This window comes from Vibrio taketomensis, from assembly GCF_009938165.1.
Classification (GTDB): domain Bacteria; phylum Pseudomonadota; class Gammaproteobacteria; order Enterobacterales; family Vibrionaceae; genus Vibrio; species Vibrio taketomensis.
Genome location: NZ_AP019649.1, coordinates 1178745 through 1203796 on the forward strand (window position 1 = coordinate 1178745; position 25052 = coordinate 1203796).

19 protein-coding genes, 4 tRNA genes and 2 pseudogenes are annotated in these 25052 nt (G+C 43.7%); 15 read left to right on the forward strand and 10 right to left on the reverse strand.

What is annotated here, in order from left to right:
• Nucleotides 1-68 precede the first annotated feature (68 nt).
• The 4 genes from yciA to Vt282_RS05500 all read right to left on the reverse strand — a co-directional run bounded on the left by yciA (nucleotide 69) and on the right by Vt282_RS05500 (nucleotide 3743).
• Complete coding sequence (gene yciA / locus Vt282_RS05485; RefSeq protein WP_162062780.1) at nucleotides 69-461, reverse strand: acyl-CoA thioester hydrolase YciA; 393 nt, start codon at nucleotides 459-461, stop codon at nucleotides 69-71.
• Nucleotides 462-590: 129 nt separating this feature from the next.
• Nucleotides 591-1130 (reverse strand): septation protein A, encoded by a 540-nt coding sequence (locus tag Vt282_RS05490; protein WP_162062781.1) that lies wholly within the window; start codon nucleotides 1128-1130, stop codon nucleotides 591-593.
• 175 nt (nucleotides 1131-1305) lie between these two features.
• Nucleotides 1306-1527 (reverse strand): hypothetical protein, encoded by a 222-nt coding sequence (locus tag Vt282_RS05495; protein WP_408647103.1) that lies wholly within the window; start codon nucleotides 1525-1527, stop codon nucleotides 1306-1308.
• A gap of 71 nt (nucleotides 1528-1598) precedes the next feature.
• Nucleotides 1599-3743, reverse strand: coding sequence for a hybrid sensor histidine kinase/response regulator (locus tag Vt282_RS05500; protein ID WP_162062782.1), 2145 nt, complete (start codon nucleotides 3741-3743; stop codon nucleotides 1599-1601).
• Between the two features lie 933 nt (nucleotides 3744-4676).
• Here Vt282_RS05500 and ihfA point away from each other — a divergent pair.
• Nucleotides 4677-4973, forward strand: a complete 297-nt coding sequence (gene ihfA / locus Vt282_RS05505; protein ID WP_162046581.1) for an integration host factor subunit alpha — start codon at nucleotides 4677-4679, stop codon at nucleotides 4971-4973.
• A 138-nt stretch (nucleotides 4974-5111) separates the two neighbouring features.
• Here the strand turns inward: ihfA and Vt282_RS05510 are convergent, their stop codons facing one another.
• Nucleotides 5112-5432, reverse strand: coding sequence for an HI1450 family dsDNA-mimic protein (locus tag Vt282_RS05510; RefSeq protein WP_162046580.1), 321 nt, complete (start codon nucleotides 5430-5432; stop codon nucleotides 5112-5114).
• A gap of 2 nt (nucleotides 5433-5434) precedes the next feature.
• Nucleotides 5435-6004: an elongation factor P-like protein YeiP gene (efpL, locus tag Vt282_RS05515; protein WP_162046579.1), complete on the reverse strand. Its 570-nt coding sequence runs from the start codon at nucleotides 6002-6004 to the stop codon at nucleotides 5435-5437.
• Between the two features lie 180 nt (nucleotides 6005-6184).
• On the opposite strand from efpL, the pseudogene Vt282_RS05520 reads away from it, so the two are divergent.
• From Vt282_RS05520 to Vt282_RS05525, 3 genes and pseudogenes are all read left to right on the forward strand, one after another.
• Nucleotides 6185-6951 (forward strand): annotated as a pseudogene (locus Vt282_RS05520) (nucleotidyltransferase family protein).
• A 196-nt stretch (nucleotides 6952-7147) separates the two neighbouring features.
• Nucleotides 7148-7813 (forward strand): hypothetical protein, encoded by a 666-nt coding sequence (locus tag Vt282_RS20445; protein WP_232055109.1) that lies wholly within the window; start codon nucleotides 7148-7150, stop codon nucleotides 7811-7813.
• Nucleotides 7758-9197, forward strand: a complete 1440-nt coding sequence (locus Vt282_RS05525) for an EAL domain-containing protein (RefSeq protein WP_232055110.1) — start codon at nucleotides 7758-7760, stop codon at nucleotides 9195-9197. The genes Vt282_RS20445 and Vt282_RS05525 overlap by 56 nt, the downstream gene beginning before the upstream one ends.
• Here the strand turns inward: Vt282_RS05525 and Vt282_RS05530 are convergent.
• Nucleotides 9168-11531: a DNA polymerase II gene (locus Vt282_RS05530; RefSeq protein WP_162062783.1), complete on the reverse strand. Its 2364-nt coding sequence runs from the start codon at nucleotides 11529-11531 to the stop codon at nucleotides 9168-9170. The two genes, Vt282_RS05525 and Vt282_RS05530, sit on opposite strands and share 30 nt — an antisense overlap.
• A gap of 451 nt (nucleotides 11532-11982) precedes the next feature.
• On the opposite strand from Vt282_RS05530, the gene Vt282_RS05535 reads away from it, so the two are divergent.
• The 8 genes and pseudogenes from Vt282_RS05535 to Vt282_RS05570 all read left to right on the forward strand — a co-directional run bounded on the left by Vt282_RS05535 (nucleotide 11983) and on the right by Vt282_RS05570 (nucleotide 16588).
• On the forward strand, nucleotides 11983-12135 hold the full coding sequence (locus Vt282_RS05535; RefSeq protein ID WP_162046576.1) for a DUF4223 family protein: 153 nt from the start codon (nucleotides 11983-11985) through the stop codon (nucleotides 12133-12135).
• 600 nt (nucleotides 12136-12735) lie between these two features.
• The gene (gene uvrY, locus Vt282_RS05540; RefSeq protein WP_162046575.1) at nucleotides 12736-13380 is read left to right on the forward strand and encodes a UvrY/SirA/GacA family response regulator transcription factor; all 645 of its coding nucleotides are present in this window, start codon (nucleotides 12736-12738) and stop codon (nucleotides 13378-13380) included.
• The gene (gene uvrC / locus Vt282_RS05545) at nucleotides 13380-15212 is read left to right on the forward strand and encodes an excinuclease ABC subunit UvrC (RefSeq protein WP_162062784.1); all 1833 of its coding nucleotides are present in this window, start codon (nucleotides 13380-13382) and stop codon (nucleotides 15210-15212) included. Before uvrY ends, uvrC begins: the two co-directional genes overlap by 1 nt.
• Before the next feature lie 75 nt (nucleotides 15213-15287).
• Nucleotides 15288-15843 (forward strand): annotated as a pseudogene (pgsA, locus tag Vt282_RS05550) (CDP-diacylglycerol--glycerol-3-phosphate 3-phosphatidyltransferase).
• 324 nt (nucleotides 15844-16167) lie between these two features.
• Nucleotides 16168-16241 (forward strand) — tRNA-Cys (locus Vt282_RS05555).
• 8 nt (nucleotides 16242-16249) lie between these two features.
• Nucleotides 16250-16325, forward strand: a tRNA-Gly gene (locus tag Vt282_RS05560).
• An 86-nt stretch (nucleotides 16326-16411) separates the two neighbouring features.
• Nucleotides 16412-16498 (forward strand) — tRNA-Leu (locus Vt282_RS05565).
• Between the two features lie 14 nt (nucleotides 16499-16512).
• A tRNA-Gly gene (locus tag Vt282_RS05570) sits at nucleotides 16513-16588 on the forward strand.
• 127 nt (nucleotides 16589-16715) lie between these two features.
• Here Vt282_RS05570 and Vt282_RS05575 read toward each other — a convergent pair.
• The gene (locus tag Vt282_RS05575) at nucleotides 16716-17789 is read right to left on the reverse strand and encodes a PQQ-dependent sugar dehydrogenase (RefSeq protein ID WP_162062785.1); all 1074 of its coding nucleotides are present in this window, start codon (nucleotides 17787-17789) and stop codon (nucleotides 16716-16718) included.
• A gap of 376 nt (nucleotides 17790-18165) precedes the next feature.
• On the opposite strand from Vt282_RS05575, the gene Vt282_RS05580 reads away from it, so the two are divergent.
• On the forward strand, nucleotides 18166-19281 hold the full coding sequence (locus tag Vt282_RS05580) for a GGDEF domain-containing protein (RefSeq protein ID WP_162062786.1): 1116 nt from the start codon (nucleotides 18166-18168) through the stop codon (nucleotides 19279-19281).
• Between the two features lie 6 nt (nucleotides 19282-19287).
• Here Vt282_RS05580 and Vt282_RS05585 read toward each other — a convergent pair whose 3' ends face one another.
• Nucleotides 19288-19770 (reverse strand): GNAT family N-acetyltransferase, encoded by a 483-nt coding sequence (locus Vt282_RS05585; protein WP_162062787.1) that lies wholly within the window; start codon nucleotides 19768-19770, stop codon nucleotides 19288-19290.
• Nucleotides 19771-20016: 246 nt separating this feature from the next.
• Here Vt282_RS05585 and pheS point away from each other — a divergent pair, with 246 nt between their 5' ends.
• Together pheS and pheT are read left to right on the forward strand one after the other, a co-directional pair.
• Entirely contained in the window at nucleotides 20017-21000 is a 984-nt protein-coding gene (gene pheS, locus Vt282_RS05590; RefSeq protein WP_162046569.1) for a phenylalanine--tRNA ligase subunit alpha, read from the forward strand.
• Between the two features lie 18 nt (nucleotides 21001-21018).
• Nucleotides 21019-23406, forward strand: coding sequence for a phenylalanine--tRNA ligase subunit beta (gene pheT / locus Vt282_RS05595; RefSeq protein WP_162062788.1), 2388 nt, complete (start codon nucleotides 21019-21021; stop codon nucleotides 23404-23406).
• Between the two features lie 178 nt (nucleotides 23407-23584).
• On the opposite strand, the gene Vt282_RS05600 is transcribed toward pheT, so the two are convergent.
• On the reverse strand, nucleotides 23585-25024 hold the full coding sequence (locus tag Vt282_RS05600; protein ID WP_162062789.1) for a sucrose-specific PTS transporter subunit IIBC: 1440 nt from the start codon (nucleotides 25022-25024) through the stop codon (nucleotides 23585-23587).
• Between the last annotated feature and the right edge of the window lie 28 nt (nucleotides 25025-25052).

Consider the following 25052-nt stretch of genomic DNA (forward strand, 5'->3'; position numbering starts at 1 on the left):
ATGAGTAACTGTAACGTAGGGGAGAGCAAAGCAAATTTTCAATAAATGAAAATGTGACTTGCCCTATGCTAATTTATTGCTCGTGGTTTACCGTTTGCGTCGATAGCAACGTAATTAAACGTGGCATCACAAACCATGAATCTATCTTCGACACCATGCTCTTTAATTGGTTTCACCCAAACCTCAAGATCGATACTCATTGAAGTGCGGCCAATTTTAGTGCATTCGCCATAGCAGCAGACTACGTCGCCGACTTTCACTGGTTTTTTAAACGTAATGCTAGATACAGAGACGGTAACGATTCGACCGCCAGATATTTCTTTGGCGAGAATACCTCCAGCCAAATCTAGCTGAGACATAATCCAGCCACCAAAAATATCACCGTTGGCGTTGGTATCGGCTGGCATAGCCAGTGTGCGAAGGAGAAGTTGTCCGCGAGGAGAGTATGAATCCTGACTCATTTTGACATCCACAACATATTGACGTCACTGTCGAGAGTGAAGCGTAGGTTGACCAATTAGAAAGCGACCCGATTGTCGCTCAACGGATTATACCTGAGTTCACGAGAAAAGCATCTGGCGACTCAGAGCTTATTCTTCTATATCCGATTTAGCTGCATGCTTATAGATGTAGATGCCCGACAAAATGACGAAAGCAAATGTCGCGGCTAACAGACCAAAAACTTTAAAATTGACCCATGTATCTAGCGGTAGCGTGAATGCCACGTAAATGTTGGTCAAGGCGCAGGCAGCGAAAAATATTACCCAAGCCCAAGTAAGCCTTGTCCACACGAATTCAGGCAAAGTCAGTTCTTTGTCGAGCATGTTTTTGATGGCTGACTTTCCAAGTAATTGACTGGTGGTCAATCCAATGGCGAAAAGCGCATAGATGATGGTGACTTTCCATTTAATAAAGTTATCGTCATGTAGGAAGATAGTCATACTGCCAAAGATAGCCACCGTAACGAAGGTGATTAACTGCATTTTTTCTACTTTCTTATACAGCCAATAGGTCAGTGTGAGCTGCAAAGCGGTTGCTACGATCAATCCCCCTGTCGCGATGTATATATCAAATATTTTGTATAAAGCGAAAAAGATAATTAAGGGTATAAAGTCGAGCAGTGATTTCATTACTAAAGATCGTTTTGACGAAGTGAAGGACCAGTATATACCCAAATCTCCTCTAAATGCAGGGGGCACGACATTGCTAAGTCTCTAGAGCCTGGATTTTCGCTGAGCGACAGCTTTGGGGGCGGTTCTCGTGACACATTACAGCTGCAGAAAATGGCATAACGCAGTCTGCACATTAATGTGGAATGAGCCGCTTTATTTCCTCTAAGTAACCTTCTTGACGCAAATTGTCTACTGCATTGATCAGCTCATCATCACTCATATCTGAGCAACTGTCTTTGCCAATCATCAGGCTTAAGTACATTGAAAACTCGGGTTCAGAGTAAGCGCCAAGACGATCGGTGGCGAAACATCGAATACCATGATGGATTAAGTCGTAGTAGGTGTAGCGGTTCATAAATATGCCTCCTATAAACACCTGGACATAAGTTGCCGTTGGTGGGGAAAGAAGCATATTCAATGCCAATGTTAGGCAGTGTTAGCGATACTTGTTGCGTCTTTCATCGCCAGTGCGAGTTCAACCGCACGCTTTAATTCCTGAATTGTGGCTGGTTTTGATAGTCGGCCATCCATGGTCTGGGCTATTTTTTGTAATTCATACTCTCCAAATTCCCCTGACAGAGCAAAAACAGGCAGTGCTGGGTGGCACTGTTTTATCTGCTGGGTGGCCTCAAAACCGTTCATAACGGGCATTCGAATGTCCATTAAAACAAAATCGACCATACATTTCTCAAGTGTGTTAATCGCATCTTGGCCATTGGTTGCGAGCACGACCTGATAGCCTAGTCTGGTTAATAACATTTGCACCAATTCACGCTGGCACTGGTTATCGTCTACCACCATTATTGTTATTTGGGCTGGTGCGTGAACGTTGGGTGTCAATGCGGTATGACGAGGGGCGAATGGTGTGATACCGGGGCTTAGTAGACCGCTGGTGGGAAAAGAGAGGTGGAACTCTGTGAAGTGTCCTTGTTTTGAGTAGCACTCGATTGAGCCACCAAAAGACTTCATCACTCGTCTGCAGTAACCCAAACCTAACCCGCTGCCATCGGATTTGTTATAGCTGAAAAAATCGTCGAAAATTCGGTTAATGAGAGGCTTTGGAATGCCAGGGCCAGTATCTCGGACGATAAGAAAGTGCTCGTATTTTCCGACTTGCGACTTAATCTCAACGTTAGAATCAGGATGAGAATCAAAATAGTAAACACTGTTACGCAGCAGATTAAAGATAACAAAGTTAAACAACGTCTCGTTGATTCGTGCAACAAAGTCATGCTCGATATCAATATGAATACGTTGTTTAATTGTTTCACTTTCAAAGGCATAACCATCAATCGCTTGAGCAACCGCGTAACGCATTGACACATCGTTGGTTGGTACGTCTTCCAAGGCGGTGTTATTCACTTCACGTAAAATGATGTCGATTAATTGTCGGCCTCTTTCGATTGAGTTTTTGCCTCGATTCAGTGCGTCTTGCAATTCATGGTGCTCGGCATTGTGATTGATTTTGTGATCGAGCACTTCGAATTGATATTGAGCTTGGGTGAGGGGGTTGCGCATTTCATGCGCGATAGAATTGGCGAGCACCTGAGATTGATGCACTTTACGGTCAGCATTGATGTAACCTTGAGCAATGAGTAGTACATGTTGAAGGGCTTTTACCTCTTCAAAGAAGTACATTTGACCGTTGGCTTTATTTTTGGCGAGCAATAGATGGCTAAGGCGTTGGTTGTAGTCAAATATGGGGAGTACCAGCGAAACCGCCTCTGCTTGCATCTTGTTGTAGATAGAGTAGTGAATGTTATTGACCTCTCTACCACTTAAAACAATATCTTCGATCTCCTGAAAAATGAGCACGTTACCATGTTGATGTAATTGTGATGTGTAAAGTTGTTCATCTTGTAAGTTAGAGACTAGTTGTAAATCTTCACTATCAATTCCAATGATTTTTGCGATTTCTTTTAATGCATTATCCGTTGAACGTTGAAAATCTCTGCCCAGTAAACGGATCCTTTTTGAAGGGGAGCTGGCAGAACCAAAAATAATCTGACTGCAAAACACCTTGATGATACGTAATAGGTAACGCCACACAATAGCCGTGTATAGACAACTAACGGTGACAGCAATGATAGGATTTTGGATAGAGATTGCATTGAGCACCAATGCAATAGGCACAATGGTGACTATGCTTGTCAGCGTAAACGAACACAATGTGTAGACCACTTGTCGATTGCTAAAAAATCGAGAGGTTAGTAACCCGTATCCTATGAGGAGTATTTCACTGATCGCTAGAGTGGGAGGGATCCATGTCAACGAATAGTTGTTCCATAACACCGGAACAAAGCCACTAAAAACGATGGTTGAAATCATGAATATGCAGATACCAGTTAACACGTACATTGATTTCACCTGACGCAGCGGACGAGCTTTACGCGCGTAGAGCAAAATATTATGAAAGGTGACGCCCATTAGAATCACGATCGTCAGATAAAACCAGTGAGCTTCTGCGCCGAGGTTTATTTGGAAATCACCCACTTTATTGACGGTAACGTCGGTAATGGTGCGATTAGATGCGAAATTGAGATAGGTAGCCCAAATGGTAAGTGTTGCCAATAGAGCAAGTTGTATATACCGAGATCGCTTGCTTTCTACCTCAGCAATGAGAATGCGAGTTACGCTGCAAGCGCAAATAAAACCAACAAATGAGGCCGTATTTGCAATGAGCGCAACGGAAAGTATTAGAGGTTCACTTACTTTGATAATGCTGGGGGAGTAGAAAAAGGCATTGCTTAATACCCAAATCAAAATGCAGCTTGAATAAAGTATGTATGGCGTTCTAATTTTTGAGTCAAAATGCGACTGGCGAGTTCTCAATGAAAAAACAAAATAAATAATCCACGCCGATATCGCTGATGCGACACCATACAAAAGAATGAAAATGGGGTGTAAGTTCAAACTAAACATGCGATGTTCCGTTTCGTCGGCTGCAGATACTTAAGAGGCTTCAATACATTACATAGTGTGCAAATCGAGGCATTTTCTCTGAACCCAGTACTTGGCGATAGTTTGGGTGTAAACTACTCTAATTGCTACAATATTAACCACAATTTAACGGTTTATATAACCTTCAGTCAGTGTGTTGTGTCGCATAATTTGACCGTTTTTCAATCAACTCAAAGCACAAACATGGTTTAGTGGGCCATTTGATTAAGCAATTAGTTACACAAAACAACAAGTTCGTATTGGGCAATCACAAAAACGAGGAAAATTTTTGCAGATTAAAATGTTTTTCATAGGCTGAAATTTGGTGAAATAGACTGAATTTGTTTTCTATTTATTGAAAAATGTCGCTGAAATTAAGCAGATAGTAAATTTATCTGACTGGTTAGTATATGACCTCAATATCTTGACATAAAAAAGTTGGCGAAAATCATGAGCTTGGCATACACTTCCAAGTGTTGTACCTATGTCATTGATTGACGAGGCGAAATGCTTTGGCGCTGCCTAATGGCAGTGATGTTTAACGCAGCTTTTGAGGATATTTCTATGGCGCTCACTAAAGCCGATTTGGCCGAGAACCTGTTTGAAAAGCTTGGATACAGTAAACGAGATGCCAAGGAAACGGTTGAGGCATTTTTTGAAGAGATTCGCAAATCACTAGAAAATGGTGAACAAGTGAAGCTTTCAGGATTTGGTAACTTCGACCTACGCGAGAAGAATGAACGTCCTGGACGTAATCCTAAAACAGGTGAAGACATTCCGATCAGCGCACGCCGCGTTGTTACTTTCCGCCCAGGGCAAAAACTAAAAGCTCGTGTAGAAACAATTGAAGGCGAAAGTTAACGCGTTATCGATGGATCGATTACTCGCAATTACATAACCACAGGGAGGCTGATGCAAACCTTGTATTGGCTCTCTGGTTAGTAATAAAAAAACACCCAAGCATGCTTGGGTGTTTTTGCATTTATGGCACTACGTAATTTAGTCACGTTTCCATAAGATATGGCAGAACTTGTTGTCTGGATCGCGGCTTACAAGTAGGCGCGCAAAAACGTCATCCAGTACATCGTTTTCTTCGTTAACCAAACCAACACGCACTTCTGCATATACTTCTTTGTCAACTTCAAAACCAACATGAGCGACCCAATCATCACCGGTTTCAACCAGTTCTGCAGCGCCACGGTCTTCAAATTGCGCAGTAAACAAAATAACGTCAGCCGCTTCTAGGTTATCTGGCGCCATTTCCAAGAAAATATCGTACGCTGTGTCGATCGCGTCATCGTAAGAAATCAGTTCAGTCATAATTATGCACGGCTCATGTATTTACGTTCAGCAGTGTTCACAATTACACGGTCGCCTTGAGCGATGTATTCTGGAACTTGTACTGTTAGGCCAGTAGATAGGCGAGCAGGCTTAGTACGAGCAGATGCTGATGCACCTTTAATTGAAGGATCAGTTTCTTCAATCACTAGCTCAACAGCTGCAGGTAGTTCGATAGCCACTGGAGAACCGTTAACTAGTACTACCATTACGCCTTGGATATCTTCAGTGATGAACATAAGTTCGTCTTCAATATCCGCTTTTTTGAAGTTGAATTGAGTGTAATCTTCATTGTCCATGAAGATGTACTCGTCACCATCAACGTAAGAGAAAGATACCGCACGTTTGAACATGTCTACAGTTTCAACAACGTCGTCAGACTTGTAACGTTCGTCTGCACGAGCACCTGTGTTTAGATCAACACAACGTAGTTTGTAGATCTTAGAGCCACCACGGCCGCCAGGAGTCGTTACTTCGATATCTTTGATTAGTAGTGTTTTGCCGTTTGAGTCAACGATAGCAAAACCTTTCTTTAGCTCACTTGCCTTAGGCATGAACAGTTTTCCTTCATATGAGTGATAAGCGCGGCATTATATACCCAACTAAATAGAAGATGCTATTTCAACACGCACGGATTTCGTGCGAATGATGCAAATAGCCGCCTGATAGTCTTGATTGAAAGGGCGTAGTCATGGATCATAACTCGCTAACGGCCTTAGATTTTTGAAATATAGATGACTTTATCGGTAATCGATCCCAAACAACCCTTTCAAGCAGAGTATAGTCAAGCAGTGCAGGATCTTGTGAGCTTTTTGCGCGCAGGTCTAGGTAGCAATCTACACAGCGTATATGTGTACGGAAGTGTTGCTCGCAAGACAGCAATTCCATCTCGCTCTAACCTCGATATTATCATTGTGACTCAGCAGAGTTTTGGTGAGCAGCGCAGCACGATTATCAATACCTTACGTTGGCGCTTTCAGAAATCCTATCCCCACATTTCAGATATCAGTATTAAAACGGCATTAGTCAGCGAGGTCGCATCATTAGAGAGCTTGTTTTCATGGGGGTTTCTACTGCGTCACTGTAGTGTCTGTGTATATGGTGAAAATTTGTCGGAATGTTTTGGTGATTATGAACCAAGCTGGGAAATTGCCAAACATTGGAATATGGACGTTGTCGATTGGCTAGCCGTCTATCGCAATCGTATTGTGCGCGCGAAGGAAGACAGTGAAATCCTTAAATCGCAAAGAATCATTGCCAAAAGATGCTACGTGCCAGTTATTCGCTCGTGATGCCGAAAGATCTTGGTTGGTATGATTCTCCCATTGAATGTGGCAAACACTTTTTACGCTACTACCCAGAGATGCAAGTAGAGATCGAACGTCTAGTTATTATGTTGCAGTCTCGAACGATTGCTAAGCGCTCAATAATTGGTGTAATAGATTCCTATGGTGATTGGCTGGTGAAGCAGTTTAAAAAAACGGAATTTCGTATCGGCTAACCGCATTGAAGTGACTCACATATTTGAAGGTAAACAGTTAAATTTAAGCAGTTGAGTTGGATTGTAGTACTTAAGTTGATGTTTCTCACAAAGAAATTAAATGGAATGTTTTAGTATCGTAACTACATGTCATTCAGGATGAGCGGTCAGGTTGTTGATTCACGTTAGTCAGTATGTTGATCAGATCAGAAAGTTTATGGCGGGGCAGTTGCAGGCGATAAGAGAGAGTCTGCTTTGGATTCTGCCTTGCTTAATGATCATTTCATTGCTGTTATTCGTTGCCTCGATTGGCGAATTTATCTATGGACGTGACAACCCGCAAATCCAGATCCTGTTCAGGCTCTACAACTTTGTTAGCGGCCTGTTCCCAATCTTACTCACGGCAGCGTTAGCGTATATTCTCGCGATGCGCTGGCGGTTACCTCGTCCTCCGATTGCCTTGGTATTGATTGTCTATTTATCGCTATTCGACCAGTTGGTGGGTTTGCAAGGTAGCGCGATAGTATTCGAACTGCTGCTCGCATTAATCACGCCGCTCTATGCCGTGCCAATGATCGCGTATATCTACGGGCAGCGTTGGACAAAATTTGTCACTAACGATCATTTAGGCCACATTGTAAAAGAAGCCTTGAATCTCATCCTACCTTGCTTGGTTGTTGGTTTGGTCGTTTTGATGCTCAACGCATCTTTCATTTATGCGCTAGAATCCAGTCAAATCCTGACACATTTTTCGATTGATTATGCTGATTCACCGCTAGGTTTCGGTGTCATATTTGCTACCTTAAATTCGCTATTCTGGTTTCTTGGTGTATGGTTATTACGCCTTATTACCGATGGTGGAGGTGTTATATCAAGCGGTTGATTTTGCCCAGCAAGATTGGATTTCATATGGGACAACGGAGCATATAGTCAATCACTCGTTTATGGCTGTGTTCACTTTTGTAGGTGGGGCAGGGGCAACCTTAGGGTTGGTATTTGCACTGTTGATCTTTAGTAATAACCGCGCTTACCGTTTAATTGCTTTAGCCAGTCTTCCTCTGGGAATGCTTAACATTAACGAAGTGTTGTTGTTTGGCTTACCTATTATTTTTAATCCAAGGCTGATCTTGCCGTTTATTCTTGCACCTGTAGTTAATACGATCGTGTCTTACTTCTTTGTGTCGGCGGGTTGGGTTTCACCGCCATTAACGGGGATGTCTTTCAGTAGCCCAGTTTTCATTAACGCATGGATCGTGACTCAAGGTGACTTTAACGCAAGTTTATTACAGCTGTTTAATATCATGCTTTCTTGCCTCGTCTATACGCCGTTTGTTTTATTGCTCAACCGCAATACCAGTGCCAAAACCATCATGTTTTCTTCGCTTGATACGACCTATTCGCGTCGAGCCGAAGAGGCATATACGTTGAGCGATGATCGAGTTGGTCAATTAGTGAATGCGCAGAAACAGCAACAAGAGTTAGAGACACAGTTAAACGCTTTTAGTGACAAAGAGTTCTGTCTTGAATATCAACCACAAATTTGTCGAATTACCGGGCAGGTTGTAGGGTGTGAAGCATTGATTCGTGCGATGGATAAGTATGGAAATTTATACTACCCAGCCGCGTTCTTACCTGCTTTTGATCAAGCGGGCTTAATGAAAGATATTGATCGTTGGGCAGTGATTCAAGTGGTACATGATCTCAAGGTAGCTATTGCAGAAGGGTGGGCGGTTCCAACCAGTGTCAATCTCACCCCCGCAACGATTTTAGACCAAGAGTTGATGAAACAGCTGACGTCCTATATCAGCCGTGTCGGTGAGTATGTGCATGTTGAGATCACCGAAGAATCGTTACTTAAGAGTAGTGAGCAAGTAGCGGCATCGTTAAACGAGCTGCATAAAGTGGGCGCCAAAATATATATTGATGACTTCGGGGCAGGATTTTCTTCACTCAGCTACCTCACTTTGTTTGATATTGATGCGATTAAAATTGACCGAAGCTTTGTTCAAACGATAGAGCACATTAAAGGTCAGAAAGTTTTCAATGGTTTAATTAGTGTCGCGCAGGACCTCAACCTCGCAGTGGTCGTAGAAGGCGTAGAGACAGAATCTCAACTAGAACGCATTCCGTTGCGTAATCATTTGTCGATTCAAGGCTGGTATTACAGTAAATCGATCCCTCTAAAAGCATTACGCGAATATGTGGCACAACGACGAGTCGTTGCTGCTGAAGAGGAGCTAGAACAACCCGAGCTGAGGTTCACTTAAGGTTTTAAAGTCCAAACCAATAAAAGGCAATATTGCGTCTGCCACTGGTTTTAACTGTTTATCAATATAGTGTTGATAATCGATGCTGCTCTTGACGTATTCTTTTGGTTCAGGACCGTTTAACGTGATCAAGTATTCGATTTGACCACGATTTTGATATTGCAGTGCGCGGCCAAGTTTTTGGTTTATTTCATCCGCCATTCGCGCAGCCCTTACTTGGGGTGGCACATTTTTTTGATATTCACTCAGCTTTCTTCTCAAGCGCTTCTGATATACCAATCGATCGTCATATTGGCCCGCGAGTGTGTCTTCAACGAATTGACGCACGAATGACGACGGATCTTGGTCGTGAAACACCATTGAATACAACTGTTGCTGGAATGACTGAGCAAGCGGTGTCCAATCAGTGCGAGCGCTCTCTAGGCCTTTGAAGACGATTTTTTCATTAGCGCCATCGCCAATAAGTCCGGCATAGCGTTTTTTTGAACCGGTTTCTTGGCCGCGAATGGTTGGCATTAAGAATTTTTTATAGTGAGTCTCATACTCTAATTCTAAGATTGAGGTAAGCCCATATTGGCGAGATAGATGCTCATTCCACCATTGATTAATATACGTGACTAGCTCGTTGCCGATTTGGTCCGCTTGCGCTTGTGAAAACTGACCATTGAGCGAGACAAATGTTGAATCGGTATCACCATAGATGACTTGATAGCCTTTTTCTTCAATAAGAGCCTTGGTTTGCTTCATGATTTCATGCCCGCGCATTGTAATGCTTGAGGCAAGGCGTGTATCAAAAAAACGGCAACCTGAAGATCCAAGCACGCCATAAAATGAGTTCATAATGATTTTAATCGCTTGAGAGAACGCTTTTTCGTTATTGCGTTTTGCTTCATCTCGCGCAGCCCAAAGGGTTTCGATCATATGGGGTAAAAAATGGCGATGACGGTGGAATTGACCACCGCGAAATCCAGGAACGGCTTGGTTATCTGCGTTACCTATCTCTTGTTGTAAACCTTCAATTAGCCCCATAGGATCAATCAAGAATGAACGAATGATCGATGGGTAGAGGCTTTTAAAATCGAGTACCAATACAGAATCGTATAAATTTGGAATGGAATCCATAACATAGCCACCAGGGCTAGCTAACCAATTCTCCGGATGTAAATTGGGTGCAACGTATCCCGCGCGATGCAGTTGTGGCAGGTAGAGGTTGGTAAACGCAGCAACGGAACCACCAACACGGTCAAGCTCTACGCCGGTCAATTTGGCGCGCTCAACCGCAAATTCAAGTAGGTGAGTATGAGCAAAAATCTTATTAACCAGTACACAGTCTTGTAAGTTATAACGAGCAAGAGAAACTTTGTCGTGATGAAACATATGATTGATTTCAGCCATACGATCGTGCACGTTATGGATCTGTTTACCTTCACCGAGCAATTCTTGCGCGACAGACTCTAATGACCAGCGTCGAAAGTGATAGGTCGCAGTTTTTAGAGTATCGATGCCGTCCATCACCACTCGCCCGGGAATGGAGATAAATGCCTGTTGTGTATTGGCTGAAGTACGGAAATAGCTTGCTTGTTTGGCTCGTCCTATAGTGAATTTCAGCTGATGCCATTCTGCTCGCTTGTGCAAAAGGCGGAAGTCAAAATCGATCACATTCCAGCCAATGATGACGTCTGGGTCATAAGTTTCAAACCATGAAATCAAGGCGTTTAAGAGTGCTTTCTCATCTTTCACCCATTGAATGGCTAAGTCGCTTTGCTGTGGTTCACCAACCATAATGACTCGGCTATCCATCGGGCTATCGAGGCCTACTGAATAGAGTATGCCTTTTTCAGAGCACTCAATATCGAGTGAAACCACGTTGAGCTTTGGTGCGTAGTCGGCTTTGCGCGATTTGACTTGAGAAACTTGGGTATAGTTGCTTTTACGAGAGAACTGCCCAGTAAACTCGATACTGCCTTGAATAAATCTCTCCATCAAAAAGCGATCGGCCAGTCGAATATCATCCTCATAAGTAGCAATCGACTGCTGATTGAGCGTTTCAGATAATCGTTGACTCTCTTTCACTGTATGGCAATAGCAAGCAGACAGAGGAGTTTGATCAAAATGCTTAAGTGGCAGTGATTTCAACTCAACACTTAAATGGAGTTGCTCGGCGAGCGTCCTGATTTGCGTTACTTCGCTGGTAGGCACAAAGAAGACAGGACGTTCATTTCCTATCAGGAGTTGATGCGGACCATTCGTTGTGGAAACCCACAGCTCAATCTGAGTTGTACCGGATATGTCTCGTGCTTGGCGGGTGAGTAAAAAGCCTTGTTCAATGGTCAAAAAAACATCCTAAGTTTCGCTTAAAAGGAGAGGGCGTAATTAGCAAATAGATTACTTGGGTATAGATAATAACACACGGTTTGCGGGCTTACTCAATGCTATGTGTACGTCTCGCGTTGTTTACGCTCAGCATGGTTCTGCATAACTCTTCCCCTAAGACTGGTGATTGAGATAAATATTGAATTTGAAAATGAGCTGATATTTTGTCTTTAGCCCAAGATATGTGACAAATTATCCGAAAACTTACGATTAAATAGTATTTAATTGTGCATGCATACGTTATTTCGATGTTAATTTTACATTAACGCAATGGTTATTTTAAAGCGGTGAGTATTTATCGCTTTGATAAAAAGTCAAAATTTATGTGTATATGCAAATAAATGATGTAATTTTATATAAAACTGTATTAGCATGCGCTGGCAATTTAAACGCTATTAAAAAAGGATAATTTATGAAAGTTGTTAAACTAGCGATCATCGGCGCAGTGCTATCAGTTCTTGCAGGTTGTACAGGTACTACTTACAACGCAGCTAAAGATTGTTCAATGGACTACCTACTAGTTCCAGCACTATCTATTCCAGCAATGATCGGTGCTTGTAACTAATATTTAGTTGCATTAAAAATAAAAAGGTTGCAGAAATGCAGCCTTTTTTATTTCCTGCTGTAAGTCGAATTAATACACAAAGCTAGTATGGTTTTATCTTAAGCTAAATAAACTATGCCGCGATCTTAAGAATATATAATTGTACATTTTATGATCAATTAATAATTTTTCCAGCAGAAAGTTATTTAAAGATAATTATATCAATTAAAACCTCAAAAATTGCGATGCAGTAGTTATAATGGCGATGATGTCGTTAATGTTGATTCCGAAATGTAAACAACCCTAATCGCGGCAAATCAGTACTTTTCTCATCGGATAACGCGGGCCCCCCTTTCATTTTTCAAAATTCGTTACTGGTGACTTGCACCAGACAACAGCAAGGAACCTGCTGATGTCGCTCTTTGCCTTGTTGCGTCCAATTGCTAACCATGATTTGTTTTACTTGCCTTCAAAAATCGTAACTAGTACTTGCTAAACTTTGCGTTTGCGCACATATTCGGAGTGATGGTTTTAGATTTTTTGAGTTAGAATAGGCAACCAAATTGCTATCCACTGGGCTAGGTGGGTGCAGAGCCATAACAACAGTGTGGAGATACAAGAGTGATTAGTGTTTTCCTTGTAGATGATCACGAGCTGGTTCGCACAGGGATACGACGTATTATTGAAGACGTCCGTGGCATGAACGTAGCAGGGGAAGCTGTAAGCGGTGAAGACGCAGTAAAATGGTGCCGAACAAACCATGCTGACGTCGTATTGATGGATATGAATATGCCAGGTATCGGTGGCTTAGAAGCCACGAAGAAGATCCTGCGTTTCAACCCAGATGTAAAAATCATCGTTTTAACTGTTCATACGGAGAATCCGTTTCCAACTAAAGTGATGCAAGCAGGTGCTGCTGGTTATTTGACCAAAGGTGCCGCTCCTGACGAAATGGTCAACGCTATTCGTGTTGTGAATAGTGGTCAACGTTACATTTCGCCAGAAATTGCTCAGCAGATGGCGTTAAGCCAATTTTCACCAGCATCGGAAAACCCTTTTGCCGATCTGTCTGAGCGTGAATTGCAAATCATGATGATGATTACCAAAGGTCAGAAGGTCACAGACATTTCTGAACAATTGAGCCTGAGTCCAAAAACAGTCAATAGTTATCGTTATCGATTGTTTGCTAAGCTCGGTATTAGTGGCGACGTAGAGTTGACCCACCTAGCTATTCGACACGGAATACTAGATACCGAGACTTTGTAGTGAGCACCTCTTTCGACTCAATTTCTTTTCTTAAGACAGTAACTAACCAACCCGGCGTTTACCGAATGTACAACGCCGAGTCGGTTGTTATTTATGTCGGCAAAGCGAAAGATCTCAAAAAGCGCCTTTCTAGCTATTTTCGCAAACAAATCGACAGCGAAAAAACGCGAGCTTTAGTTAGCCACATCGCCAAAATTGATGTGACAGTGACGCATACCGAAACTGAAGCATTGATTCTCGAGCACAACTACATCAAACAGTATTTGCCCAAATACAATGTATTGCTGCGCGATGATAAATCTTATCCTTATATTTTTATTAGTGCCCATAAACATCCGCGTCTCTCAATGCATCGTGGTGCCAAAAAACGTAAAGGTGAGTATTTTGGCCCGTATCCAGACTCTGGTGCTGTAAGAGAGACGCTGCACCTAATCCAAAAGATTTTTCCTGTTCGCCAATGTGAAGACAGTGTCTATCGTAACCGTACTCGGCCTTGCTTGATGTACCAAATTGGACGCTGTGCGGGGCCTTGTGTCAGCAGTATTATTTCTGATGACGAGTATCAAGAGTTGGTGGAATACGTGCGTTTGTTTTTGCGTGGCAAGGACAAACAAGTGCTTGAAACTTTAATAGGCAAAATGGAAGCGGCGAGTCGGGAGTTAAAGTTTGAGAATGCGGCTAAGTTCCGCGACCAAATTCAAGCGATACGACGAGTGCAAGAGCAACAGTTTGTTTCTGAAGACTCGACGGATGATATGGATGTTCTCGGATTTGCTCAGGAGAAGGGGATAGCGTGCATCCATATTTTGATGATTCGCCAAGGCAAAGTGCTGGGTAGTCGTAGTCACTTTCCTAAGATTCCACATAACACCACTAAGCAAGAAGTGTTTTATAGCTTTTTGAGTCAGTACTATCTCAGCCACAATGAAGCACGTACGGTACCGACTCGTATTATCCTCAATGCCGGCTTGTTGGATGAAACAGACTCTCTACAAGAAGCGTTATCTGCTATTGCGGGAAGAAAAGTGCAGTTCCATGTTAATCCTACGGGGACCCGAGCTCGATATTTGAAACTCTCGAATACCAACGCGTTGACTGCGATCACCACGAAGATTAATCACAAGATGACTATCTCGCAGAGATTTTCTGAATTGCGAGAGTTGTTGGGTTTAGAGTCGATAACGCGTATGGAGTGTTTTGATATTTCACATACCATGGGCGAGAGCACGATCGCATCTTGTGTGGTCTTCAATCAGGAGGGACCCGTTAAGCAGGAGTATCGTCGTTACAATATCACTGGTATCACCGGTGGTGATGATTACGCCGCGATGGGGCAGGCTTTAGAGCGTCGATATTCAAAACAACTCGATATTGAAAAGATTCCTGACATCGTGTTTATCGACGGTGGTAAAGGGCAGCTAAATCGTGCGTATGAGATTATCAGTCAGTTTTGGCAAGATTGGCCCAAGCGTCCGCGTTTGATTGGTATTGCCAAAGGGGTGACTCGAAAACCAGGTTTGGAAACTTTGATTACCACTGATGGTGATGAATTTCACTTGCCAAGTGATGCACCAGCACTGCATTTAATGCAGCATATCCGTGACGAGAGCCATAATCACGCGATTGCGGGCCACCGAGCAAAACGAGGTAAAACTCGTCGAACCAGTGCGTTAGAGGGAATTGAAGGCGTGGGTCCGAAAAGACGCCAAGCATTATTAAAATATATGGGTGGATTACAAGAATTAAAAAGAGCAACTGTCGAAGAAATCGCCAAAGTACCAGGCATTAGCCGTTCTTTAGCAGAAATCATTTATCAAGCATTGAAACAATAGCCAAAATCCAGCACCATAAGGACCTGTTTTTAGGCAGCAAACAGCGCAATACGCAAAACATAAGAGCCAATAAATATGCGTTTTAACATCCCTAACATACTCTCTTTGCCGACTTTTTCTTATTCCAGTTTTCGTAGTGGCATTTTATTTACCTTACACATGGGCACCATTTGCTGCAGCTATGATTTTTTGGGTTGCAGGTTTCACCGATTGGCTAGATGGCATGTTGGCGCGAAAATTGGGCCAAACTTCTCGTTTTGGTGCATTTATCGATCCGGTCGCTGATAAAGTGTTAGTTGCGACAGCACTGATTTTGATCACTGAGCATTATCACTCCATTTGGGTGACAATTCCGGCTGTTACAATGATTGGACGTGAGATTATCATTTCCGCATTGCGTGAATGGATGGCTGAAATTGGCAAGCGCGCGAGTGTAGCAGTTTCATGGGTTGGAAAAGTTAAAACCGTGTCGCAGATGTTTGCGCTTTGGGTGTTAATTTGGCGTTATGACGATTGGATGATTTGGCTTGGCTATGCTGCTTTGTACGTAGCAACAATTTTGACTTACTGGTCAATGGCGCAATATCTAATGGCCGCAAAAGACGATCTGCTTAATGAAGAGCATCACTAATTGATACGAAAACGGGCTTAGGCCCGTTTTTTTATGCCTTACGATCGCCTTTGATGCTTAGTCGTCATTGTGGTCGGTTTGACATTGAGCGATGTGTGCCATTTCTTCCACCTTGCTCTGCTGATAAAAGTGTAAATTTGTGCTTAAACACAACACCTTGTGGGATCGTATTGGAAGAAAAATAAGCAAATTAACGACTTTTGACGTTATTTTAGCCAAACGATTTAAAAATCAAAAAAATAGTGTTGACTCAGTAAGGCGAATCCGTAGAATGCATCCCGTACCCAAGAGGAACTCAACAAAGAGTTCTGGGTAGTAAGAGATGGCGCCTTGGCAGAGTGGCTATGCAGCGGATTGCAAATCCGTGGACCTCGGTTCGACTCCGGGAGGCGCCTCCATCTCTTATGCGACACTAGCTCAGTTGGTAGAGCGCAACCTTGCCAAGGTTGAGGTCACGAGTTCGAACCTCGTGTGTCGCTCCAAATTATAAGTTAGCGATTAACCAATATCGATAACTAGATGGTGTTTTACTTAGTTCAGTAAAGGCATCGCAAATTTAGATTTGTGTGCCCTGGTGGTGGAATTGGTAGACACAAGGGATTTAAAATCCCTCGGCGTTCGCGCTGTGCCGGTTCAAGTCCGGCCCGGGGCACCATCTAACCTATTAATGCGACACTAGCTCAGTTGGTAGAGCGCAACCTTGCCAAGGTTGAGGTCACGAGTTCGAACCTCGTGTGTCGCTCCAAATACAAAAAACGCTCCGATTTATCGGGGCGTTTTTTGTTTGTCTCTGCAAAAATTAGTGCACATTTTTAATATCACCAGCGCACATTGATTATGTGGTATATCAATTTCTGTTCAGGCTTATTTTTTCATTTACTGCTGTTAACTAAACGGTAGATTGTCCCGCTATCTGTACCAAATAAAATGTCACCATGTGTCGTGACCACGAGTGAACGAATACGTTCTCCTAACTCCTCGAGTATTCGTTGCTCAACAATTTTGCCATTCACGTCGATTGAGACAAGATTAAGGTGAGTGAGTTTTAAAGCGCCTATCAGGAATTTGTTGTGCAATTCAGGATAAAGCGCACCTTGGTAAATTAAAAAACTGCTAGGCGCAATGGAGGGTGTATAAACCCATTTAGGTGATTCAATCCCTGGCAGTTCCTTGGCTTCCCCAACTGCGATCGGTCCCCAATACTCTTTGCCATGTGAGGTGATTGGCCAGCCATAGTTACGTCCTTTTAGCACCAGATTAATTTCGTCCCCACCTCTTGGGCCATGTTCGACCGCCCACAGTTGCTTAGTGCTGTTATTGAAAAAGATCCCTTGTGGGTTGCGGTGTCCATAACTCCAGATTGCACTTGCAATTTCCCCCTCAGTAACAAATGGATTGTCTGGTGGAATATGTCCATCCGGTGTGAGACGAATAATACTTCCGGCATGAGTCTGCTTGTTTTGCCCATTAGCACGCTCCCCGCGATCACCCACCGAAAAGTAGATGTGAGTGCTATCGAAAGTGATCCGGCTACCGTAGTGTCGTGATGATGTTGAACCCGACTGAGTAATAAACAGATCACGTAAGTTGACCAGTCTGTTCTCTGTCAATGTTGCTTTGGCGAGCACTGTTTCAATACCAGTGCCAATATCGCGGCTGTAAGTGAAATAGAATTGATATCGTTCAAAAGGGGAGTGAGCGATGTCCAATAAACCACCTTGACCATTAGCAGTGACATTAGGGAAAGTAAAGATACGTTGATAGTCACCAGTTTGATGATTGAGAATACCGACAAAACCGGAGCGTTCGGTCACCAATACACGTTGCGAGTCTATATTCGCCATACCCCATGGTACATTTAAGCCACTGGTTATAACTTCTGCTTGCCACTGCTGCGCATAGCTCAAATGACTTAAGCACATCAGTAACAGTAATATCCTTTTCATTGCAGCACTTTCCTTAGTGAACTGTCCTATGGATAATCTTAGCAATGGCTTATGTTTAGCGTTAGCTCATTTTATGCTTAACCTGCCCAACGCTAAATGGGGCTAAAGGTTATTTGGGGTATTAGCCTCTGAAGAGGTATCGCGTGGCAGTTGAGAGAACAATGCTCCGCTCAATTGATAAAACGGTCTCTTGGCCGAATTCATGTCGGAATACGACTTTGAGTCCTTGTAGGAAATTTCAGACAAAAACTTAACCAAGGGAGCAGATCAAGCTCCTTTTAAACATTTTGTATGAGTATTGATAATAAATGGATATGATGCCTCTACTAGGTAAATGAAAATTAATAAAAAATACTACCAGGTAGAAGGTGAGGTCATGAATTCATTCCTTTGGGATCGCTGCTATGAAACAGGCATTGATGATGTCGATGAACAGCATCAGGTTTTAGTTGATATTATCAATCGCTTTGGCTCTCTTGTGGCAGAAAACAACCTCTCTATGGGTGATATTCGAGCGATTTTGTTTGAGCTTTCCCAATATTCGCAGTTTCATTTTCAGCAAGAAGAAGCCTTAATGCGCAGTAAAGGTATCTATCATAGGCATTTAGATGAGCATATTAAGATTCATCGCGCATTTATGACTGAGATCTTTAGCATGCAAGCATTTGTCTCTGAAGATGACAAGCAGGCTTCAGAGCTACTGCTTAATTTCCTGATTCATTGGCTTGCTTATCACATCCTCGGCATCGATAAAAATATGTCACGTCAATTGGCCAAAATAGAGCGGGGTATCGATCCCGAAACTGCCTATTTGGAAGAGGAAAAAGCGCAAGATGACAGTACAGGACCTCTTTTGGAGGCATTGAAAGGTTTATTTGAGCAGGTTTCAGAGCGCAACAAAGCGCTGCTAGAACTCAACCAGCGTTTAGAAGATATGGTTGGTCGCCGTACTGAGCAATTAGTGAAAGCGAACAAGCAATTGGAGCTACTTTCATTCACTGATGAATTGACACAATTACCTAACAGGCGCAGCGCCATGCAGCAATTGGAAGAGTTGTGGGCAATTTCACGCGATAAGCGCGAGCCTTTAGTGGCGATTATGATTGACGTTGATCACTTTAAAGAAGTCAATGACACCGTGGGTCATGACGCTGGCGATATGGTTTTACAAGAGATCGCTACGGTGTTGAAAGATCACTTTCGTAACGATGATGTGGTATGTCGTTTGGGCGGAGATGAGTTCTTTGTTATTTGCCCAAATACCGATCGCGATGGGGGGCTGTTTGTCGCTCGGCAAGCGCAAGAGTCAATCGCAGAATTACAACTTGATCTTGGTAAAGCATTTTGGCGCGGTAGTATCAGCGTGGGCATTGCAGAGCGAAATGCGCAAATGAGCAGCTATCATGATTTAATTAAACAAGCCGATAATGCTTTGTACCAATCTAAATCGGCTGGGCGCAATCGAGTGTCGGCTTGGTTAAATGTTGAATAAACTTCTTTAAAGCGATTTTAGCATCCACACATCACAGCCATTGTGTATGGTTTCGGCCATTGGGCCGTTCAAATGCGCAAAGCCCAAAGCTTGATAAAGGTTAATAGCTGAAGTCATGCCACTAAGAGTATCGAGATAACATTGTGTATAGCCTTGCTGTTTAGCAAAGTCTAAACATGCTTGGCTCAATTTTTTGCCAATACCATGACCACGTCCGTCGGGTAAAAGAAAGAGTTTTTTCAGCTCACAGGTCTCTATGCTGCCGTTGAAGGGGGCGATACCACATCCACCAACGATCTTTCCCTGCCACTGAGCGACTAAATACAAACTTTGCTTTTGGGGATGATAATGTTGACTCATCGCTAACACTTCTTCATCTGAAGGGCCAAAACCTTCGCCAACTGCACCAAACTCTTCACCTACTGCTTTGATAATTTTGCAGATTTCATCATCTTGCTGGGCGGTGATCGGAGCAATACTTAGAGGCATAATATTTTCCTTACAAGCCTAATCGTTAGTACAAAATTGGGGTAAAACTGCCAACTATCAATAGTAGAGCGTAAATTTTACGCAAAGGCGGTGAGAAACGTGATTTCAGATTGGATTTAGACTTGTCATTCGTTACTATGTATAGCTATTTAAAGACCCAAGATCCCTAGTCGGGACGCTTATGGATACTACCGCTTATGTTGAACGCAGAATTTTCTGCGGGGGGCATAGGTAGATGAGGAAACGATGCAACATCTAGAAGAGATCATTGCTAATGCGAACGCTGCGATTGAAGCGGCTGATTCGCTAGTCGCACTTGATGAAGTGCGTGTTCAGTATCTAGGTAAGAAAGGTGAACTAACGGTTCAACTTCAAAGCCTAGGTAAACTGCCACCAGAAGAACGCCGTGAAGCTGGTCAAGAGATCAACAAAGCGAAAGGCGTAGTTCAGCAAGCAATCGCAGCTCGTAAAGATGCACTACAAAGTGCTGAGCTTGAAGCGAAACTTGCAGCTGAAACTATCGATGTGACTCTACCAGGTCGTCGCATTGAGAATGGCGGTCTACATCCAGTGACTCGTACAGTTGAACGAATCGAGAAATTCTTTGGCGAGCTAGGCTTTAAAACTGAGTCAGGCCCTGAGATCGAAGATGCATTCCACAACTTTGATGCACTGAACATTGCTGCTGATCACCCAGCACGTACTGATCACGATACATTCTTCTTTAACCCTGATTTGATGCTGCGTACGCACACATCTGGTGTTCAGATCCGTACGATGGAAAATGGTCAACCTCCATTCCGTTTCATCGCACCGGGCCGTGTTTACCGTAACGACTACGACCAAACACACACGCCAATGTTCCACCAAGTGGAAGGTATGCTCGTTGACGAGAACGTAAACTTCGCGCAACTAAAAGGCATTCTGCATGATTTCCTATGTAACTTCTTCGAAGAAGAAGTGCAAGTACGTTTCCGTCCTTCTTACTTCCCGTTCACTGAGCCTTCAGCTGAAGTAGACGTAATGGGTAAAAACGGTAAGTGGCTAGAAGTTCTAGGCTGCGGTATGGTTCATCCGAACGTACTACGTAGCGTAGGTATCGACCCTGAGAAATACTCTGGCTTCGCATTCGGTATGGGTATCGAGCGTCTAACTATGCTGCGTTACGGTGTAAACGACCTTCGTTCATTCTTCGAAAACGATCTTCGTTTCCTAAAACAGTTCAAGTAATCCAGAGGATCTATCACAATGAAATTCAGCGAATCATGGCTTCGTGAGTGGGTGAATCCTGCGATTACCACTGACGAACTAACACACCAAATCACTATGGCTGGTCTAGAGGTTGACGACGTTCTTCCTGTAGCAGGCACGTTCAATGGCGTTAAAGTGGGTCACGTTGTTGAATGTGGTCAACACCCAGACGCTGACAAACTGCGTGTAACGAAAGTAGACGTAGGCGAAGAAGATCTGCTAGACATCGTATGTGGTGCAGCAAACTGTCGCCAAGGTCTGAAAGTTGCAGTAGCAACTGTAGGCGCAGTGCTTCCAGGTGATTTCAAAATCAAGAAAGCAAAACTACGTGGTCAACCTTCTCACGGCATGCTTTGTTCATTCTCTGAACTCGGTATTGATGTTGAGTCAGACGGCATCATGGAACTAGCAGAAGACGCAGTAATCGGTACTGATTTCCGTGAATTCCTAGGTCTTGACGACGTAACGGTAGACGTAGACCTAACCGCTAACCGTGCTGACTGTTTCAGCATTCGTGGTCTAGCGCGTGAAGTTGGCGTGCTTAACCGTGCAGACGTAGCACAGCCAGAAGTGGCAGCGGTTGCTGAAACCATCGCTGACACTGTGTCTATCGAAGTGAAAGCACCAGCTGCATGTCCACGTTACCTTGGTCGTGTGATCAAAAATGTAAACGTACAAGCTGAAACGCCACTTTGGATGCAAGAGAAACTGCGCCGCTGTGGTATCCGCTCAATCGATCCGGTTGTAGACGTGACTAACTACGTTCTTCTAGAACAAGGTCAACCAATGCACGCGTTTGATCTTGCGAAGATCGAAGGTGGTATCGTAGTTCGTCTTGCTGAGCAAGGTGAAAAGCTAACGCTTCTAGATGGTAGCGAAGCAGAACTGAATGCAGACACATTGGTTGTGGCTGACCACAACAAAGCGCTAGCAATTGCTGGTATCTTTGGTGGTGAAGGCTCTGGCGTGACGACTGAAACTAAAGACGTTCTACTAGAGTGTGCATTCTTTGCACCAGACCACATTCGTGGCCGCGCACGTAGCTACGGTCTACACACTGATTCTTCAATGCGTTTTGAGCGTGGTGTGGATTACGCACTACAAGTAAGCGCAATGGAGCGTGCAACTCAACTTCTTGTTGAGATTTGTGGCGGTGAAGTTGCACCAGTTGTTGCTGTTGAGTCAGAAGCTGATTTACCAAAGGCAAACCAAGTTGCTCTACGTCGTACTAAATTAGATAACCTACTAGGTCACCACATTGCAGATGCAGACGTGGTTGAAATCCTTGAGCGTCTAGGTATGACAGTTGAAGCAAACGCTGAAGGTTGGGTTGCAGTTGCACCAACATGGCGTTTCGATATTGCAATCGAGCAAGATTTGATTGAAGAAGTTGGCCGTATTTACGGTTACGACAACATTCCAAATCAACACCCAGTTGCAGCACTTAAGATGCACAACCAAGTTGAAGCGGTTCAACCACTAAAACGCGTGCGTGATCTACTTGTTGATCGTGGTTACCACGAAGCAATCACTTATAGCTTCGTTGAGCCTGAGCAACAAAAACTGATCGTACCTGGTGTTGAGCCACTAATCCTGCCATTCCCAATTTCTGCGGATATGTCAGCGATGCGTCTTGGTCTAATCCAAGGTTTGCTAAATACTGTTGTTCACAACCAAAAACGTCAGCAACCACGTGTTCGTCTATTCGAATACGGTCTGCGTTTCATCCCTTGTGAATCAGCAGAAAACGGCATGCGTCAAGAGCCAATGCTAGCAGGCGTTATCTCTGGTACTCGCAGCGAAGAGCACTGGGATATTGCAACCAACACTGTTGATTTCTTTGATATGAAAGGCGATCTAGAAGCGGTTCTAGAACTTTCTTCAAATGAAAAAGCATACTCATTTGTTGCCGCTAAGCACCCAGCACTTCACCCAGGTCAGTCTGCTGCAATCATGCTAGACGGCAAAGAAGTGGGCGTGATCGGTACTGTTCACCCAGAGCTTGAGCGTAAGTTTGGTCTAAACGGCCGCACTGTTGTGTTTGAAATCGAATGGAATGCTATCAACTCGAAAGTGATTCCAGAAGCAGTAGCACTGTCTAAGTTCCCTGCAAACCGTCGTGATATCGCGGTTGTTGTTGATGAAGCAGTGGCTTCAGGCGACATCGTGAATGCTTGTCTAGCGCAAGGCGGCGAGTTCCTAAAAGCGGCGAAACTATTCGACGTTTACGTAGGTAAAGGCGTTGAAGAAGGTAAGAAGAGCCTAGCTATCGCACTGACTCTACAGTCTCTTGAGCGTACGCTTGAAGATGCTGATATTGCTGGTGCAGTAGACGCTATCGTTGCACACATCGGTGAGAAATTCGGCGCAACACTGCGTGACTAATCTCTGATTGAGTGAATTGAAAAACCTGCCAAAAGGCAGGTTTTTTTTCATCTGATGTTTGTATCGATACTAGCGTGAGACTAGATAAAGAGCTGGTAGATAAGAGGTTTTCGTCAGATAAATAAAAACCCCGAGAAAAGCTCAGGGTTTGAGAGTCATCATTTGTGATTTGATAACGTTATGCTGTCACGGTTTTCGCTGATTTAACACGTTCACGCGCAGCAAGAACGAGTGTTAGAACAAATGAAACTGCAAATGCGATTGCCATACCCGCGATGTAGTAACCGAGTTTATCTGGCACGATTGAAATAACGCCTGGTAAACCTGCGGCACCCAATGCTTGTGCTTTCACGTTAAACAGTGTGATAAACGCACTTGCGGAGGCGGCACCGATGATAGCTGCGATAAATGGGTAACGTAGCTTTAGGTTGACACCAAACATCGCAGGTTCAGTAATGCCAAGTAGCGCGGTTACACCAGATGGCATAGCAATGCCTTTTAGTTTTGTATCTTTGGTCATGAAACCAACCGCTAATGCTGATGCACCTTGAGAGATGTTCGACATTGCTGCGATAGGGAAGATGAATGTGCCACCAGTAACAGCAATGTCTGCGAGTAGTTGAGTTTCAATCGCGATAAAACTGTGGTGCATACCGGTAATGACGAATGGCGCATAGATAAAGCCAAAGAGAGCACCACCGATAAAACCAGCTGAATCATATAACCAGTTTAGGCCGTCACCCAGTAAGAAGCCGATATCTCGAGTGAACGGGCCGACCAATGTAAACGTCAGGAAACCCGTAATAAAGATCGCCAGCATTGGTGTTAGCAGGTTATCTAGTACTGATGGAATGAATTTACGCAGGCCATTTTCGACTTTAGCCAGAATAAATGCAGAAACCAATACAGGTAACACGGAACCTTGGTAACCGACTTTTTGGATCTCAAAGCCAAAGATGTTCCACGTTGGAATAGTGCCTGATACAGCGGCACCACCAAATCCCCAGCCATTTAGTAGATCTGGGTGAACCATCAACATACCCAGCGCAGCACCTAAATATGGGTTACCACCAAACTTCTTCGTCGCTGAGAACGCGAGCAATACAGGTAAGTAAACGAATGGTGCGTTCGCAAAGGTGTTGATCATCGATGCTAAATCAGCAAGGCCAGGATTCGCGTCGATCAATGATTGACCTTCAATAAATAGGCCTGGTGCAGTGAGCAAATTGACGATACCCATTAACAGACCGCCAGCAACAATTGCCGGAATGATCGGTACGAAGATATCTGACAGACCTTTTACTGCACGTTGCACAATGTTTTGTTTTTGTGCGCCAGCAGATGCAACATCGCTGGTCGACATTTCGCTCATACCAGTCAGCTTTGCCATTTCAGCGTAGACTTGGTTAACGATGCCAGAGCCAAAAATAACTTGGTATTGGCCTGCTACTTTGAATTGGCCTTTTACGCCTTCAAGATTACCAACCGCATCTTCATTAACTAATGAGTCATCTTTTAAAGCGAGACGCAGACGAGTCGCGCAGTGAGCCAGCGCTTGAAGGTTATCTTTGCCACCTAAGTGTTCGAGCAGTTGTTTAGCGATTATTGGATAGTTCATTCCAAACCCCGGTAAATGACATGGTTCT

Excerpts from the sequence above, each read along its gene's own strand:
- Vt282_RS05535 (WP_162046576.1), top strand. The coding sequence starts at position 11,983 with ATGAAAGTTGTTAAACTAGCGATCATCGGCGCAGTGCTATCAGTTCTT.
- Vt282_RS05580 (WP_162062786.1), top strand. The coding sequence starts at position 18,166 with ATGAATTCATTCCTTTGGGATCGCTGCTATGAAACAGGCATTGATGAT.
- Vt282_RS05510 (WP_162046580.1), bottom strand. The coding sequence starts at position 5,432 with ATGACTGAACTGATTTCTTACGATGACGCGATCGACACAGCGTACGAT.
- pheT (WP_162062788.1), top strand. The coding sequence starts at position 21,019 with ATGAAATTCAGCGAATCATGGCTTCGTGAGTGGGTGAATCCTGCGATT.
- Vt282_RS05490 (WP_162062781.1), bottom strand. The coding sequence starts at position 1,130 with ATGAAATCACTGCTCGACTTTATACCCTTAATTATCTTTTTCGCTTTA.
- yciA (WP_162062780.1), bottom strand. The coding sequence starts at position 461 with ATGAGTCAGGATTCATACTCTCCTCGCGGACAACTTCTCCTTCGCACA.
- Vt282_RS20445 (WP_232055109.1), top strand. The coding sequence starts at position 7,148 with ATGGCGGGGCAGTTGCAGGCGATAAGAGAGAGTCTGCTTTGGATTCTG.
- Vt282_RS05575 (WP_162062785.1), bottom strand. The coding sequence starts at position 17,789 with ATGAAAAGGATATTACTGTTACTGATGTGCTTAAGTCATTTGAGCTAT.
- Vt282_RS05600 (WP_162062789.1), bottom strand. The coding sequence starts at position 25,024 with ATGAACTATCCAATAATCGCTAAACAACTGCTCGAACACTTAGGTGGC.
- Vt282_RS05495 (WP_408647103.1), bottom strand. The coding sequence starts at position 1,527 with ATGAACCGCTACACCTACTACGACTTAATCCATCATGGTATTCGATGT.
- ihfA (WP_162046581.1), top strand. The coding sequence starts at position 4,677 with ATGGCGCTCACTAAAGCCGATTTGGCCGAGAACCTGTTTGAAAAGCTT.
- Vt282_RS05585 (WP_162062787.1), bottom strand. The coding sequence starts at position 19,770 with ATGCCTCTAAGTATTGCTCCGATCACCGCCCAGCAAGATGATGAAATC.
- pheS (WP_162046569.1), top strand. The coding sequence starts at position 20,017 with ATGCAACATCTAGAAGAGATCATTGCTAATGCGAACGCTGCGATTGAA.
- efpL (WP_162046579.1), bottom strand. The coding sequence starts at position 6,004 with ATGCCTAAGGCAAGTGAGCTAAAGAAAGGTTTTGCTATCGTTGACTCA.